The 15,619-nt window shown below is 62.3% G+C and carries 14 protein-coding genes; 5 read left to right on the top strand and 9 right to left on the bottom strand.

What is annotated here, in order from left to right; translation table 11 throughout:
- The first annotated feature begins 17 nt into the window (after positions 1 to 17).
- The 4 genes from NK8_RS40160 (at position 18) to NK8_RS40145 (ending at position 4,868) form a co-directional block, all read left to right on the top strand.
- The gene (locus NK8_RS40160; protein WP_213234200.1) at positions 18 to 482 is read left to right on the top strand and encodes a hypothetical protein; all 465 of its coding nucleotides are present in this window, start codon (positions 18 to 20) and stop codon (positions 480 to 482) included.
- 18 nt (positions 483 to 500) lie between these two features.
- Positions 501 to 1,619, top strand: a complete 1,119-nt coding sequence (locus NK8_RS40155) for a DegT/DnrJ/EryC1/StrS aminotransferase family protein (RefSeq protein WP_213234199.1) — start codon at positions 501 to 503, stop codon at positions 1,617 to 1,619.
- A 330-nt stretch (positions 1,620 to 1,949) separates the two neighbouring features.
- A complete protein-coding gene (locus tag NK8_RS40150; RefSeq protein ID WP_213234198.1) occupies positions 1,950 to 3,455 on the top strand; it encodes a mannose-1-phosphate guanylyltransferase/mannose-6-phosphate isomerase in 1,506 nt (501 codons plus the stop codon).
- A 36-nt stretch (positions 3,456 to 3,491) separates the two neighbouring features.
- On the top strand, positions 3,492 to 4,868 hold the full coding sequence (locus NK8_RS40145) for an undecaprenyl-phosphate glucose phosphotransferase (RefSeq protein WP_213234197.1): 1,377 nt from the start codon (positions 3,492 to 3,494) through the stop codon (positions 4,866 to 4,868).
- A gap of 36 nt (positions 4,869 to 4,904) precedes the next feature.
- Here the strand turns inward: NK8_RS40145 and NK8_RS40140 are convergent, their stop codons facing one another.
- Positions 4,905 to 5,672 (bottom strand): class I SAM-dependent methyltransferase, encoded by a 768-nt coding sequence (locus NK8_RS40140; RefSeq protein WP_213234196.1) that lies wholly within the window; start codon positions 5,670 to 5,672, stop codon positions 4,905 to 4,907.
- 459 nt (positions 5,673 to 6,131) lie between these two features.
- Between NK8_RS40140 and NK8_RS40135 the strand changes: the two genes are divergently transcribed.
- The gene (locus NK8_RS40135; protein ID WP_213234195.1) at positions 6,132 to 7,121 is read left to right on the top strand and encodes a GlxA family transcriptional regulator; all 990 of its coding nucleotides are present in this window, start codon (positions 6,132 to 6,134) and stop codon (positions 7,119 to 7,121) included.
- On the opposite strand, the gene NK8_RS40130 is transcribed toward NK8_RS40135, so the two are convergent.
- From NK8_RS40130 to NK8_RS40095, 8 genes are read right to left on the bottom strand one after another with little or no spacing between them, the layout of a single operon-like run.
- Complete coding sequence (locus NK8_RS40130) at positions 7,054 to 7,842, bottom strand: aspartate/glutamate racemase family protein (RefSeq protein WP_213234194.1); 789 nt, start codon at positions 7,840 to 7,842, stop codon at positions 7,054 to 7,056. The genes NK8_RS40135 and NK8_RS40130 overlap by 68 nt on opposite strands.
- 12 nt (positions 7,843 to 7,854) lie before the next feature.
- The gene (locus NK8_RS40125) at positions 7,855 to 9,240 is read right to left on the bottom strand and encodes an amidohydrolase family protein (RefSeq protein ID WP_162069313.1); all 1,386 of its coding nucleotides are present in this window, start codon (positions 9,238 to 9,240) and stop codon (positions 7,855 to 7,857) included.
- A gap of 24 nt (positions 9,241 to 9,264) precedes the next feature.
- The gene (locus tag NK8_RS40120) at positions 9,265 to 10,605 is read right to left on the bottom strand and encodes a nucleobase:cation symporter-2 family protein (protein WP_213234193.1); all 1,341 of its coding nucleotides are present in this window, start codon (positions 10,603 to 10,605) and stop codon (positions 9,265 to 9,267) included.
- 39 nt (positions 10,606 to 10,644) lie between these two features.
- Entirely contained in the window at positions 10,645 to 11,697 is a 1,053-nt protein-coding gene (locus tag NK8_RS40115; protein ID WP_213234192.1) for a GTP-binding protein, read from the bottom strand.
- A gap of 29 nt (positions 11,698 to 11,726) precedes the next feature.
- Entirely contained in the window at positions 11,727 to 12,299 is a 573-nt protein-coding gene (locus tag NK8_RS40110) for a UbiX family flavin prenyltransferase (protein WP_213234191.1), read from the bottom strand.
- Positions 12,296 to 13,681, bottom strand: a complete 1,386-nt coding sequence (locus NK8_RS40105; RefSeq protein WP_213234190.1) for a UbiD family decarboxylase — start codon at positions 13,679 to 13,681, stop codon at positions 12,296 to 12,298. The genes NK8_RS40110 and NK8_RS40105 overlap by 4 nt, the downstream gene beginning before the upstream one ends.
- Before the next feature lie 56 nt (positions 13,682 to 13,737).
- Positions 13,738 to 14,670: an amidohydrolase family protein gene (locus NK8_RS40100; RefSeq protein WP_061134279.1), complete on the bottom strand. Its 933-nt coding sequence runs from the start codon at positions 14,668 to 14,670 to the stop codon at positions 13,738 to 13,740.
- On the bottom strand, positions 14,670 to 15,602 hold the full coding sequence (locus NK8_RS40095) for an amidohydrolase family protein (RefSeq protein WP_061177573.1): 933 nt from the start codon (positions 15,600 to 15,602) through the stop codon (positions 14,670 to 14,672). The genes NK8_RS40100 and NK8_RS40095 overlap by 1 nt, the downstream gene beginning before the upstream one ends.
- Between the last annotated feature and the right edge of the window lie 17 nt (positions 15,603 to 15,619).

Below are 15,619 nucleotides of genomic sequence, written 5' to 3'. Positions count from 1 at the left end.
TCGTCGGGGATAAAAACATGGAATCTTTATCGGCAACAGGCAGCGCTGAAGTCATCCAGGATTCGACTCTCGAAGTCATCACCTCGGCAGGGGTTACGCTGGCCATCATCATCCGCGATTCGTACTCGAAAGAAGGGATCAACTTTCTGACGCCGCGAGAGTTTCCTCAACAGCTCGCGTATATGGAACATCCCGCGGGAAAGCTGATTCACGCGCATGTGCATACATGTTTGCCGCGCCGGATCGAATGCACGCAGGAAGTGCTGTTCGTGAAGCGCGGGCGAATGCAGGTCAGCCTTTACACCGCTGATCGGGAGTTCGTGACGAAGCGCATGCTGCATGCCGGAGATGTCATCCTGCTGGCTTCGGGAGGACACGGGTTCGAAGTCATCGATGACGTATCGTTCATCGAGGTGAAGCAGGGGCCGTACATCGGCGAGCAGGAAAAAGTACGCTTCAATGAACCCGCAAGTCGAGCTTGACACCAGACGAGGCCCGCGATGATCCCGGTAAATGAACCCCTGCTCGACGGTAACGAAAAGATTTATCTGAACGAATGCATCGAGAGTGGATGGATCTCTTCGGATGGCGCTTTCGTCGAGCGCTTCGAGCGGGCCATGGCGAATTACGTCGGACGCAAGCACGCGATTGCCGTGGCGAACGGCAGCGCGGCGCTCGATATAGCGGCCGCTGCGCTTCAACTCGGTCCCGACGATGAAGTGATCATCCCGACGCACACGATCATCTCCTGCGCATCGGCCATCGTCCGCACCGGCGCTCGCCTGCGGCTGGTCGATTCGAGCGCGGATACGTGGAACATGGATGTCACGAAGATCGAAGCCGCGATCACGAGCCGCACGCGCGCGATCATGCCGGTGCATACCTTTGGTCTGCCGGTCGACATGGCGCCTGTGCTCGCGCTCGCGAACCGGCATGGGATCGCCGTCATCGAGGATGCGGCGCAGGCCATCGGCCAGACCTACGACGGGCGCCAGTGCGGCAGTTTCGGCGATATCTCTTGCTTCAGTTTCTATGCGAACAAGCATATCGCGACGGGCGAAGGCGGCATGATCCTGTGCGACGACGATGCGCTCGCCGCACGCGCGCGTAGTTTGCGCAACCTGTGCTTCAAGCCGGAGAGACGTTTCGTTCACGAAGAACTCGGCTGGAATTACCGAATGAGCAGCCTCCAGGCGGCGGTCGGGCTCGCGCAATTCGAAAAGCTCGACGCGCATATCGCGCGAAAGCGGCAACTGGGGCAGCGTTACGAGGCGCTCTTGCGCGGCGTGAGAGGCCTCGAACTCGCGCCGGTGGCGTGCCCCTATGCCGATAACATTTATTGGGTGTTCGGTCTCATACTCGACCACAGCCTGCCCATCGATGCGGATCAGGCGCGCTCGATGCTGGCCGACGCGGGGGTCAGCGCACGGCCGTTCTTCTGGCCCATGCACGAACAGCCGGTGTTTCGCAAACAAGGCTTGTTCGATGGGGAGCATTACCCGGTCGCCGAACGCATGAGCCGGCGGGGACTCTATCTGCCGAGCGGCCTTGCACTCACCGAGGCCCAGCAAGACAAGGCAGTGGCCGCGGTTCGAAATATGCTGGCCACGTTCCTTTAAGCAACGTCATTGCAGCGTCGCGTTCAACTTCCCCATATACTGCGAGCTTGTTCAGGGCGCGAATCTTCGCTCCCCTGAGCGCCGCGCATCACCGAAGCACGCCATCGGCGAGATCGTGCGGAGGCCTTTCGAAAGCTCGCGATGCCCTCCGCGCCAATGTCTTGCCACAATCGGTCACGAGAACCATCCGGCCCGGATGCTATCTACAGTCAATGAACGCGACACGTCGGCGTCATCGCACGCATCGATGATCTTTTAGATATCGCGGCCTCGAAGTCGAGCACAGCATTTCTTCCGAAGATTGAATGTGAATGATCACGGAGTTCCTCCATGGAAATCGCAACGAGTTCCGAAGATGCAACGCGTGCGCAAGAGCCGGGCATTCAGGCTTGCCGTCGCATCGTGCCGGTCATTCTCGCGGGCGGTTCGGGCACACGCCTGTGGCCGATGTCACGCGAGCAGTTCCCGAAGCAACTGATCGGCGTGGTTGGAAGGGATTCACTGCTGCAAGCTACCGTCACACGAATGGAAGGGTTCGCGGGCAACTTCGACGTCGACGCACAACCGATCATCGTGTGCGGCGAGGAGCATCGCTTTACGACTGAAGAACAGGTGCGCCTCTGCGGTGTCGATGCGCGGATCATCGTCGAACCCGCGCGCCGCGATACCGCGCCGGCACTCACACTCGCAGCGCTCGCGGCCATCGCGCAGGACGAGGATGCGATCCTGGTGGCGATGCCGTCTGATCATTCCATTTCGAACATCGCCGCGCTGCACGGCGCGATTGCAATCGCGGCGGAATATGCCGAGCGCGGCATGATCGTGACGCTCGGCGTGCCGCCCACGCGGCCCGATACCGGTTTCGGCTATATCCGCATCGGCGAGCCGCTCGATGACGGCGCGCATCTGATCGATCGTTTCGTCGAAAAGCCCGCTGCCGAACTCGCCGCGCAATACGTCGCGGCGCAGAGCTATTGGTGGAACAGCGGCATATTCATCGTACGGGCAAGCGTGTGGCTCGCGGCGCTCCAGCACCTCAACGGCGAGATGCATGCGACATGCGCCGCCGCGCTGAAAGATGGCAAGGCCGAAGGTCATTTCATTCGTCCATGCCCGCTTCAGTTCGGCCGCGTGCCGTCCGACTCGATCGATTACGCGGTGATGGAGCACATCGGCGACGCCGGTTCGCCTTGCAAGGGCGTGGTCGTGCCGCTGGCGGCAGGATGGTCGGATCTGGGCTCGTGGGATGCCGTATGGGACGCAATGGACAAGGACGAGTCCGGCAACGTCGCGAGCGGACGTGTGGTGTTCGAAGGGGCGACGTCGAGTTATGCGCGCTCCGAAGGCGGACGGCTGGTCGCATGTGTGGGGACGGCCAACGTCGTGGTCATCGATACCGATGATGCCGTGCTCGTCGCGGATCGCGCACATGCGCAGGACATCAAGCAGCTGGTTACGCGTATCCGCGAGCAGCACGCGCCGGAAGCGGAGATGCATCGCAAGGTGCGGCGTCCGTGGGGCTTTTACGATTCAATCGAACGCGGCGAACGCTTTCAGGTCAAGCGTATCGTCGTGGCGCCGGGCGCGAGGTTATCGCTGCAGATGCATCATCATCGCGCGGAGCATTGGGTCGTCGTGCGCGGCACGGCGCTTGTGACGCGCGGCGACGACCAGTTTCTGCTTTCCGAAAACGAATCCACTTTCATTCCTCTCGGCGTACGCCATCGGCTGGAAAATCCGGGCAAGGTGCAACTCGAAATCATCGAGGTGCAATCGGGTTCCTATCTCGGCGAAGACGACATCGTGCGTCTCGACGATTGCTACGGCCGCATCTGACCACATCGACAGTGCCTTCGGAGCCGAGGTAAAGACATGCGCGATATTCAGGGATTGCTGGCGCGGTTTTTCGATATCGCCATGGTGGTGGGCGGCGCGACGATCGCGTCGCGGATCAGGTTCGACAACGTCGCCGAGCCGGGCTATTACATGCCGTTCGTCGCCATTGCCGCGGCCTTTGCACTCGTGCTGTTCCCGGGCTTCGGCGTATACGAGTCATGGCGCGGACGCAGCAAGGTGGTGCTGGCGAGCCACGTATCGCTGGCGTGGCTGGTCGTGCAGGCCTGTGTGCTCGTGCTGATGTTCTCGCTGCATCGGCTCGACGATGTCTCGCGCCTCTGGTTCGCCTACTGGACCGCGATGTCGGGCGCCTGGATGATCGTGGGACGCCTGCTCACGCATGCGGTGCTCGCGCGCATGCGTCTGGCCGGCATGAACTTTCATCAGGTGGCCGTGGTGGGATGCGGCGAGCACTGTGAATCGATCATGCGCAGGATCGAGCGCGCGAATCAATCAGGTTTTCGGACGATCGCCGTCTACAACGCGTCGCCCGATGTACCGATCACGTCACGCGTACCGGTCTTCGATGATTTCGACGCATTCGTCAGGCACGTGCGCGAGCACCATGTGCACGAAGTGTGGCTCGCATTGCCGCTATCGCAGGATCGAACCATCCTGCGTTTCGTGAACGAGTTTCGTGAAGATCTCGTCAACGTGCGTTTCATTCCCGATGTGCGCAGTCTTGCGCTCTTCGAAAGCGGCGTGACAGACCTGCTCGGGGTGGCCGCGATCAATCTCGTGGCTTCTCCGCTTTCGCAAAGGGCGCTTCTGCAGAAAGATGTGTTCGACCGCCTTTTCGCGCTCGCAGCGCTGACCGCGGTCGCACCGCTTCTCATCTGCATCGCATTCGCGGTCAAGCTGAGTTCGCCCGGACCGGTGTTTTTCAGGCAACGCCGCAAAGGGGCCGACGGGCACGAATTCACCATCTACAAGTTCCGTTCGATGCGTATGCATATCGAAGAGGCCGGCGTGCTGAGACAGGCCACGCGCGACGACCCGCGCGTGACGCGTGTGGGCGCGTTCCTGCGGCGCACGAGCCTCGACGAACTTCCGCAGTTTTTCAATGTCCTGCGCGGCGACATGTCCGTCGTGGGGCCGCGTCCGCACGCGCTCGAACACGACGATCTGTATCGGAAGGTAGTGTCGGGCTATATCCATCGTTATCGGGTCAAACCGGGAATTACGGGCTGGGCGCAGGTCAACGGCTTTCGCGGTGAAACGGACCGGATAGAAAAGATGGAAGCGCGCGTTGCGCACGATTTGTACTATCTGGGGAACTGGTCGTTCGCGCTCGACATGCGGATCATCATGGCGACAATCTTCAAGGGCATGCGCAATAGCAACGCTTATTGACTCACACGCATCGCGCGAAAGGCGCGATGCATGATTTCATCTCTTGCGCGCGACGAACGTCGCTGACAGATCCTCGGCGCTGAGTTCGCCGCCCATCCATCGCACGCTGTCCAGCACTTCAAAACCGCTCAGGTCCAGCATCAGTTCCACTTCCGGCTTGAACATGTAGCGCATGACGTGTGTCTCGAGCACCGTCTCGACGCATTGCGTTTGCCAGTCCGTCATGAGGATCGTGTAATTCACTGCGACGGTGTTATCGTGCGGACGCATCATGGGCTCGGCGATGCGTATCACGGCGGTATCTTCGCTCGACGCACGTTTGACGCGCACTTTCGGCGGATCGGCGAGCACGGCCGGGCCGTACCAGCAATCGAAGAGAAAGAGGCCCGAGCGCGGCAGATGCGTGGCCGCGGTGTGGCACATCGCCATGAAGTCGGCGTTGGTCGTCTGATAGCTCGCGACATGAAACAGCGAGACCACGGCGTCGTAAAGCTCTTCGGTCCTGACGGTGCGCGCGTCGCCTTGCTGAAACTTCAGCCGCTTCGCGACCATGCCCGGCAGCGTGATGCGGCGTGCATCGGCACGGGCGAGCATATCCGCGCTCATGTCCACGCCGGCGACGCTGAATCCTGTCGTTGCGAATTCGGCTGCATGCCGGCCGGTTCCGCAACCGAGATCCATCAGATTGCCGCCGACGATTCCGTGCCGGCCGAGGAGGTCAGTGACGAACGCTGCCTCCGCCTTGTAGTTCTTCTCGTGATAGAAAAGATCATAGTATTGCGAGTATCGCTTGCTGAAGCTCATGTGAGCGACTCCGGCAGAGTATCGTTCGAATTGAAAGCACAGCCCCAAAGATGTGCACGCTCACAAAAAAGAGTAGTCGTCGTGCCGTTTTCATCCTTTCGCGTGACGGATTTCGGCAAGATGTTGGCCGGATGGCCGATGACATTCAAACGCGGGTCTCGCCTGCGCGATCATCGAATCGATAACCTTATTCCACGCGATGGTGCATACCGCGACAACGTTTGCGCGCCATTGCTCGTTTAAATAATTTGGCAATCCAAACGAAATGGGGATGATCGAAACGAAGGTAAGGAATGTCAACGGGCCGTAAGCGCCGGTCGGACGACGCGCCGTTCTCGGCCAAAACCATGCTTTTGCCCGCCACTGCGGAAAGGATGTACCGAATAGAACACTACGCTGCCGGAATCGTGCGGAATTTACCGCGTGAATCTGCAACCGAAAACATAGGGAGATAACGCCATGTCCCACGCGACAGCCTTCGGCGATGCAGAGATCAGCAGCCTTTATCACTCATCGGAAGAGAGAGTGACAAGCCTCATAGGAATTCTGTTGTACGACGGATTCTCGCTGCTGGGCGCAGGCACGCTTGCCGAGGCGCTTCATATCGCCAACGAATTGCAGTCATCCGGTCCGAGCAAGAGCGTGAGATATAGCGTTCGCCTCGTCTCGGCGCGCGGTGGCGCGATCGCCTGTTCGTCGTCCGTTTGCGTGTGGACCGAGCGGCTCGGCGGTCAGCGGTTTCAGGGCTTCGATGCCCTGTATATCGCGGGTGGAACGGGTGTCGCCCGTGCGGCCACGGACGAGGGGCTCATCGAGGTATTGAGGATCGCGTGCTCGCAAAGCCGCGTGGTCAACTCACTCGGCAACGGCGACGTGCTGCTCTCGGCAGCGGGCGTGTCGCGGCGCGCCTGGGCTTCGGTGGAGCGCGGCGCATGGAATCCCGGTGCGTCGAAGAGCGGACCGTCGACGGAACGCGGCGATGCGCTGATCAATTCGCTTGCGCTCGTCAAACGCGATCTGGGTTATGACGTCGCGACATCGGTCGCCGATCGCCTCGCCTCGTGCAACGACCAGCATCTGCCGATCATGCTCAGCACGATCGGAACGACCACGCTCGCGGAGAAAGCGCAGGAATCGGCGCGCTGGCTCGAACGTAACTGCGGACGTGCGATCTCCGTCGGCGACGCGGCGCGTACCGTCGCGATGAGCGAACGCAACTTCCTGCGGCTCTTCAAGCGCGAAATGGGTTTGACGCCTTCGCAATATCTTCTGCGCGCACGCCTCGATCTCAGTTGCGAGCTGCTCGCCAAAAGCGATTTGCCGATAGACAAGATCGCGCGCAGAACCGGACTCACCAACGGCGAACGGTTTTCGAAGGTGTTCAGAAAGCAGTTTCTGATGTCGCCGACGGAATACCGGTCGCAAAAGAAGAGCGGCGAGGTGGCGTGACATCGAACATCGTTCCCCAGCTCGATAGCGGCGACGTGTCCACGTCGAGCATGCGCAACGCTTTCCACACGACAGTGGCCACCGTGTCGTAAGCGGGAATGTCCGTCTCGCGTTCGAATGGTCGCGCCAGATGCGCGGCATGCAGGTTCGTGCAGAACGTCGTCACCGCATCGGGCCGCGCGAATGCGGCTTCGCGCATCATTTCGGCGAGAACGTCGTCAGGTACCTCGGCGAAGCTGAAGTTTTCGCTCAGACCCAGATGCCGTTCCGCCACGCATTCGATGCCGAGTCTTTCGTAATTGCGGATGATGCGCGTCTGCACATCGTCGCTATAGGGCGAAACGATGCCGAGGCGCCGCACGCCCGTCTGCGCGAGGATCTCGTTCAACGCGAGCACGGATGTGGTCGCGGGAATGCCGGTCGCTTCCGTCAACTGACGGCATAGCGCCTCGTCGCGCTCGAAGCCGAGCCAGCCCGCCGACGTGCCGCTCCAGCCGATCACGTCCACGCGCGCATCGGCGAGCTGGCGCGCGGCTTCGAGAATGCGGCGGACGTCGAACTGGCCGAGCGCCGCATCGCGCAAGCTGATCTCGGTCACGGTGAAGCGCGCGAAGTGCGCGCTCACGTGCGGCAGTGCGCTCAGCATCGCGCAGGTAAGCGGTTCGAGCGCGGTGTTGGACGATGGCGTCAGGATTCCGAGTCTTATGCGTTTCGTTTGCATCGCGATGCCTCGCTAATCGGCCAGTAGAATCTTCACGCCCTCGGCGGCTTCGTGGCGCAGCGCGTCGAGATCGAGTCCGGGAATCACACCGTCATCGACGACTACCCGGCCGTTCACGACGTTGTAGCGCACGCGCGCAGGCTCGCCCGACGTCACCGGCGCCACCGCGAGATCGTGGTAGCCGTAGAAGCGCGGATCATCGATGTCGTACAGCACGAGGTCCGCGGCCTTGCCGACTTCGAGTGTGCCGACTGCATCGAGGCCGAGCACGCCCGCGCCGCCCGCGCTGCCCCAATGAATGGTCTCCTCGACGGTCGTCGCCGAGACGCCCTGCGCCGCGCGATGCACGAGCCACGCGAAGTGCGCCTCGTTGATCATGCTGCCCGACTCGTTCGATGCCACGCCATCCACCGCGAGCGACATGGGCACGCCTGCCGCGGCCATCTGCGGCGCGGGGGCGATGCCGCTGCCGAGCCGCGCGTTGCTGACGGGGCAGTGCGCGCAACCGCTGCCAGTTTCGGCGAGCATCGCGATTTCGCTCGCTTCGAGATGCACGAGATGGGCGAACCATACATCGGGGCCGAGCCATTCGTGCTCGGCGACGAACTCGACCGGCAGCTTGTCGAAGCGTTCGCGGCAAAAGTCGACATAGCGCCGCGTCTCCGAAAGATGCGTGTGCATGCGCAGACCCATGCCGCGCGCCGCCCGCGCGATTTCGGGCAACAGCGCGGGCGGCAGCGAGAAGGTCGGCGTGGTGGGTGCGACCACGACGCGGCGCATCGATGCCGCGCGTGCATCGTGATAGCGCGTTTTCAGGCGTTCGATATCGGCAAGCATCTGATCGAGCGTCTCGGGTTTCAGCGCGACCTTCGAGAAGCCGGGATGATCGCCCGCCGCCTGCAACGCGCCGCCGCGACAGAGCACGAAGCGCAGGCCGAACGACGCCGCTTCGTCGAACAGCAGGTCGCCTGTCTCCGTGGTGCCATCCGCGTGATAGAGATAGTGATGATCCGCGCACGTCGTCACGCCCGACAACAGCAGTTCGGCCATGCCAAGGCGTGCGGCGACACGCGCGAGGTCCGGCGTGAAGCGTGCGAGGCGCGGATAAGGGACCGCTGCGAGCCATTCCTGCAAATCTGCGTTGATGCCCGAAGGCACGGCTTTCAGCAGATTCTGGAACAGATGATGATGCGTGTTCACCCAGCCCGGATAGACGACACAGGAACGCGCATCGATGACGCGTTCGCCGTCGCGTGCTTCCAGATCCGGCGCAATGGCTTCGATGATGCCGTGACGGATGCGAATGTCGACCTGGCCGAGACGCGCGGCATCGCCGCGCAATCCGCTCATTACGGCAACCGGTCGTTTGATTAGCAATGCTTGGTTTTGCGTATTCATGAAGGTTCGTCCTGTCATCATGTTTTACTCGCGCACCATGTTGTGCGCAGGCACGACGTCATCTTCGTGCGCGCCGTTGAGCACGGCGTTCAGCACGACCGATACGAGACACGCGAGCACCACGCCGCTGTGCACGAAGGGCTGCGTCCACTCGGGCATCTGCCTGAAGACCTGTGGCGCCATCACGGGAATCAGCGCGGTCGCAATGGTGAAGCCGACGATCAGCACGTTGTAGCGATTGCGCTCGAAGTCCACTTTCGCAAGCGTCTGCACGCCCGCGGCGACCACCACGCCGAACATCGCGATGCCCGCGCCGCCGAGCGCGGCCGCAGGCGTCGAGGCCACCACCGCGCCGAACTTAGGCACCAGCGCGACCACGCACATGAGCACGCCGCTCACCGCGACGACCCATCGGCTGCGCACGCCGGTCAGAATGACGAGGCCCACGTTCTCCATGAACGCGATGAACGGGAACGCAGCGAACATCCCCGCAATCGCGCTCGCGAGTCCGTTTGCACGCATGCCGCGCACCGCGTCCTCTTCGCTGATGTTCTTGTCGACGATATCGCCGATCGCGACGAAGAGACCCATCGACTCGACCATCTGCACGACCATCACGACGATCATGGTCAGTACGGGCACCACGGAAAACACCGGCATGCCGAAGTGAAACGGCAGCGGCATCGTGAACCACGGCGCGTCGGCGACATTGCGGAAGTCGCCCATGCCGAGCACGCAGGCCAGGGCACTGCCCCCGATCAGGCCGATCAGCACCGATAGATTGCGCAGGAACGCATTGGCGAAGCGGTTGATCGCAAGGATCACCAGCGCGACGAACAACGCGACGCTCAGATACGGCAGCGCGCCGAAGTGCTGCTGCGCATGCTCGCCGCCGCCCGCCCACTGGTACGCGACCGGAAAGAGCTGCAGGCCGATCACGGTGACGATGCAGCCCGTCACGACAGGTGGAAAGAAGCGGCGCAAGCGTCCGACGAGCGGCGCGGCGAACATCGTGAACACGCCCGCGCCGATCACCGCGCCGCACACGCCCGCGAAGCCGACGCCAGGACTCATGCCGATCGCGATGACCGGGCCCACGCTGCTGAACGCGACACCTTGCAGGATCGGCAGGCGCACGCCGAACTTCCAGAACCCGACGGTCTGCAGCACCGTCGAGATGCCCGAGCAGAAGAGCGCCGTGCTGATGAGCACGGTGGTGTCGGCGGGCGACATCTTCAATGCGGATGCGACGATCAACGGCACGGCAATCGCGCCGATATAAGCGACGAGCATGTGCTGCAGGCCGAGCGTGATCATCTGCCGTTTGGGCAGGACGCGATCGACGGGGTGTTGGTCGGTGTTCATCACGTGTCTCCTGATTATCTTTATCGGCGGCCTGGTTCGTCAGGCCATGAGTGGCACGGCGAGACAGGCATGGAAGCGCTCGGTCAGCGCGGCGCGGTCGAGCTCGCGTCCGATGAACACCATGCGCGACGAGCGCGGCTCGCTGCCCCATGCCTGCGCCGCGCGCAATTCGACGATGTCGTGCACGCCTTGCAGCACGTAGCGATACGGCTGGCCCTTCACCGCGAAGATGCCCTTCATGCGGAACAGATTCGTCGCGTCCGATGCGCGCAGTTCGGCAAGCCACGCCTGCAGCGCGTCGAGATCGACATCCGCGTCGACTTCGATGCCTACCGATGTAACGGTGTCGTCGTGATGATGATCGTCATGGTCTTCGTCATGATGATCGTGGTCATGGTGGTCATGGTGATCGTCCGCTTCGACGAGTTGTTGCGCGAACTCATTCGCGCCCACGCCCAGAATGCCGCGCAGATCGATCTGCGCGTAGCTCGACTCGACGATCTCGGCCGTCGCATTGAGCCCGCGAAGTCGCTCCGTGAGCGTCGCGATGTCCTGCGGCGTCACCAGGTCCACCTTGTTGATCACGATGCGGTCCGCGCACACGATCTGATCGACGGCCTGGTTGTCGCGGCCATCGAGAACGAGATCGTCGAGATGCGCGGCGATATGCTTCGCATCGACCATCGTCACGACGGCGTCGAGCGTCACGCGCTGCGCGATCGGATCGTCGATGAAGAAGGTCTGCGCAACCGGATAGGGGTCGGCGAGCCCGCTCGTCTCGACGATGATGTGATCCAGCCGTTCGGGCCGCTCGACGAGCATCCTCACGATACGCACGAGGTCCTCGCGCACCGCGCCGACGCAGCACACGCAGCCGTTGGTCATTTCATAGATTTCTTCGGTCGATTCGAGCACGAGTCCGCCGTCGATGCCGACTTCGCCGAACTCGTTCTCGATCACCGCGATCTTGTGACCGTGCTTTTCGCGCAGGATGTAGTTGAGCAGCGTGGTCTTGCCCGCGCCGAGAAAGCCGGTCAGCACCGTGACCGGAATCTTGTCGAATGCGTTATGCGTGGTGTGGATGTGAGTCATTGCATGTCTCCTTTGAGTCTTCGAGTCAGTCAGGCTTCGTGTTCCTTCCAGCGGCGCACTCCGTTGCATTCGAGGCCGAACAGATCGAGCACGCGCCCGAGCGTGTGATCGATCATCTGGTCGAGTGAAGCGGGGCGCGCGTAGAACGCGGGCACCGGCGGCGAGATGATGCCGCCCATCTCCGTGACGGCGACCATGTTGCGCAGATGCGCCAGCGTGTACGGTGTTTCGCGTGCGAGCAGCACGAGCGGGCGGCGCTCCTTGAGCGTGACGTCGGCGGCGCGCGAGATGAGGCTCGATGAGAGTCCGCTGGCGATTTCGGCGAGCGTCTTCATCGAGCACGGCGCGACGATCATCCCGAGCGTGCGGAACGAGCCGCTCGAAATGGCGGCGGCCACGTCGTCGCATCGATACGTGTGGCTTGCGAGCGCGCTTACATCGGCGAGCTTGTAGTCGGTTTCGTGCGACATCGTGAGAAGCGCACTGCGCGAGATGGTCAGGTGCGTTTCGATATCGAGTTCGCGCAGCCATTCCAGCAGCCGCACGCCGTACACGAAGCCAGACGCGCCGCTGATGCCCACCGCGATGCGTCGCGTGCTCATCGCGTGGCTCCTTGGAGAATCTCTTCCGCGCGACGCATCGCATCCTCGCCGATGCGCGCGCGTATGCCGTCGAAATGCGAACCGCGCGTCGCGTCGATGCCCATGCGCGAGGTCGTGCCATCCACGGACGAAGACGGATCGAGCGGACTGCCCGGCAAGCCGCCGACGATGAACACGTCCTCATGCGGCTGGGCATGCGCGGCGATCGCCCACAGCACCTGTGAATCGTCCGTGATGTCGATATCGCTATCGACGGCCACGACGTGCTTGAGATACGGGTCCCAGCCGAGCAGCGCGAGCATGATCTGACGCGCTTCGCCATCGCGTGTCTGTTTCAGCGCGACATAGCAATGAAAGTGCGTGCCGGAGTTCGGATAGTGCAGCGCCGTGACGGAAGGAAAGCGCGCCTTCAGCTTCTCGCTCATCTCCGCTTCGCGCGGCAGGCGAGCGAGCGTGAGATGCTCGGCATACGGACCGCCGACGACATCGACGAGCCACGCATCGCGACGGCGCATCATCGTGTCGACGCGCAACACGTTGTTGGTCGAACGGTCCGACGAATAGCCCGTGAATTCGCCGAACGGGCCTTCCTCGGCGCGCGCTTCGGGATCGATCGTGCCTTCGAGCACGAACTCCGCGGCGGCGGGCACGCCGATGCCGTAACGCGGCGTACGCACGAGTTCCAGCGGTGCGCCGAAGAGTCCCCCGGCGATTGCGCGTTCATCGGCTCCGAAAGGCACGCGCGATGCGGCAGCGAGCATGAACAACGGATGTGCGCCGATGACCATCGCGACCTTCAGCGTGTCGCCGCGCGCCTGCGCCGTCTGCAACATGCGCCACAAGTGGCCGCGCGAATGCAGGCTGGTCGCGAGCGCGTTCCTCGCGTGGCGCATCGAGCGGTGATAGCTGAGATTGGCGATGCCCGTCACCGGATCTTCCGCGACGATCACGGCGTTCGTGATGTACGGGCCGCGATCGGTGGCGAAGTGGCGGATCATCGGCAGTTGCGCGAGATCGACGGCGTCGGCCTCGATGACTTCATCGAGCACCGGGCCGCTTGCCACATGCACAGGCGCGATCGGCGCATTCGCGCGCTGTTGCCAGGCGTCGAAGAGACCGCGCGCATCGACGTCGAACAAGCGGCCGATGCGCTCACGCGAGGCGAAGAAGTTGGTCGCCAGAGGCGTGCCGATGCCGTCGACGTTCTCGCACACGAGCATCGGATGCTGTCCGCGTGATGCGAGCGCCGCGACGACCGCCGTGACATCCTGATCGGCGGACAGCGGCTGCGTGAGCGTCAGCACGTCGTCCGGATAACGCTCGCGATAAGCAAGCGCGAAGCAATGAAAGTCCTGCGTGGCGCGAAAGAGGTTATCGGCCATCGTGAGCTCCGTCGGAAGGAAGAAGGGGCGCGTGCGCAACCGCGCCCCGCGTGATGTCAGGCTGTCTGCGCGACTTCGTCGCTCTTCACGTAGGTCGCCTTCAATCGCTTCTCCGCTTCGGCAAGGTCTTTCGGCGGTTTCGTCGGTTCGATGCCGACCAGCCGTGCGATGTTGTTGCCCATGTAGTCTTCGAGGCCGTCCTCGTCGAGATCCATGCCCTGCGGCGCGGGACCGCACAGCATTTCAAGTTCGCGCAGCCACATGCCCGGCTCGTTCGGCGGCGAATCGGTGCCGAACACGATCTTGTTGCGCGGCAACTGACGCGCGAATTCGACGATGCGCGACTGATAGCACCAGCCCGATTCGCAATAGACGTTGGGCGTATCCATCGCCATCCAGAAGGCTTCGAACGAGTAATTGCCGCCCGTCTGAATCCCGAAGTGACCGATGATGAAGTTCACCATCGGGAATTCGCGGATGATCGGATAGAACTGCGTCGGAATCGTGTACGGACCATCGCCGGTATGGATCAGCACGACGACGCCCAGCTCCGCGCATTTCTTCATCGCGGGGCGCAGCCAGTCGAGCGCGCGGTCCGGCCGATAACCATGCATGTTCGCGTGCAGCTTGAGCATCTTGAAGCCGTATTCCTTCACGTGGAATTCGAGTTCGGCCGCGCCGTTCTCCGGACCCCAGCGCGGGTTATACGTGAAGTTGCCGATGAAGCGGTCGGGATACTTCTGCGTAAGCTCGGCGATATACGACATGTAATCGCGAATGCCTTCACGCCCGCGCCGGTTGCCGTCGCGATAGCCGGTGTTGCCCGGCGGCGGCTGAATGAAGCCCATGTCGATACGGCGCGGCTTGCCGTTGATGATGTACGGGCCGTCCATCATCTTCAGCAGGCGTTCGCCGGTGAAGGGCTCGCCCGTATGCCGCCAGGCTTCGTCGACGAGATTGGTCGGATGCAGATGGGTATCGATGATCATCAGCGCGCTCCTGCGTAGTCAGATTCTTTGCATTGGTCGAGATAGGCCTGTGCTTCCTCGACGCTTCGCGGCGGCGCGCTCGGTTCGATGCCGAGCATGCGCGCGAGGTTGTTGCCGAGATAATCCTCGAGCGTGTCTTCGTCGAGGTTGAGGCCTTGCGGCGGCTCGTGACAGAGCACTTCGAGCAGGCGCAGCCACATGCCCGGTTCGTTGGGCGGCGTGTCCGAGCCGTACAGGATCTTGTGCGTGGGCAACACCTTCGCGAACTCGACGATGCGCGATTGCAGGCACCAGCTCGACTCGCAATACACGTTCGGCGTATCGAGCGCCATCTGATACGGCTCGAAGCAATACACGCCGCCGGTCTGCACGCCGAAGTGCGCCATGATGAACGGCACCGACGGAAACTCGCGGATCAGCGGATACCATTCGCTCGGAATGCTGTAGGGACCATCGCCGGTATGCAGTTTCACGATCAGCCCGAGGTCCGCGCATTTGCGCAACGCCGGGCGCAGCCAGTCGAGCGCGCGGTCCGGACGATACGCATGCATGTTGGCCTGCAACTGCACCATCCTGAAGCCGTGCTCCTTCGCATAGAACTCGATCGCGTCGGCGCCGTTCTGCGGGCCGCAGCGCGGGTTATAGACGAAGCAGCCGAGCAGACGGTCGGGATACTTCTGCGTGAGCTCGACGGTATAGGCCATATAGTCGTCGATCGACTCGCGGCCGGAGCGCACGCCGTCGGTCCACGTATAGATGGTGTTGCCTTGCGGCGGCTGAATGAAAGCCTTGTCGATACGGCGTGGCTTGCCGTTGATGATGTACGGTCCGTCCATCACCTCGATCAGGCGCTCGCCGGAAAACGGCTCGCCGTCATGGCGCCAGGCGAGGTCGACGAGATTGGTCGGATAACAGCTTGTGTCGATGATCATGGTCTCGATCTCCTTGA

It is taken from the genome of Caballeronia sp. NK8, from assembly GCF_018408855.1.
Classification (GTDB): Bacteria; Pseudomonadota; Gammaproteobacteria; order Burkholderiales; family Burkholderiaceae; genus Caballeronia.
This window is presented reverse-complemented; position numbering and strand designations above follow the sequence as displayed.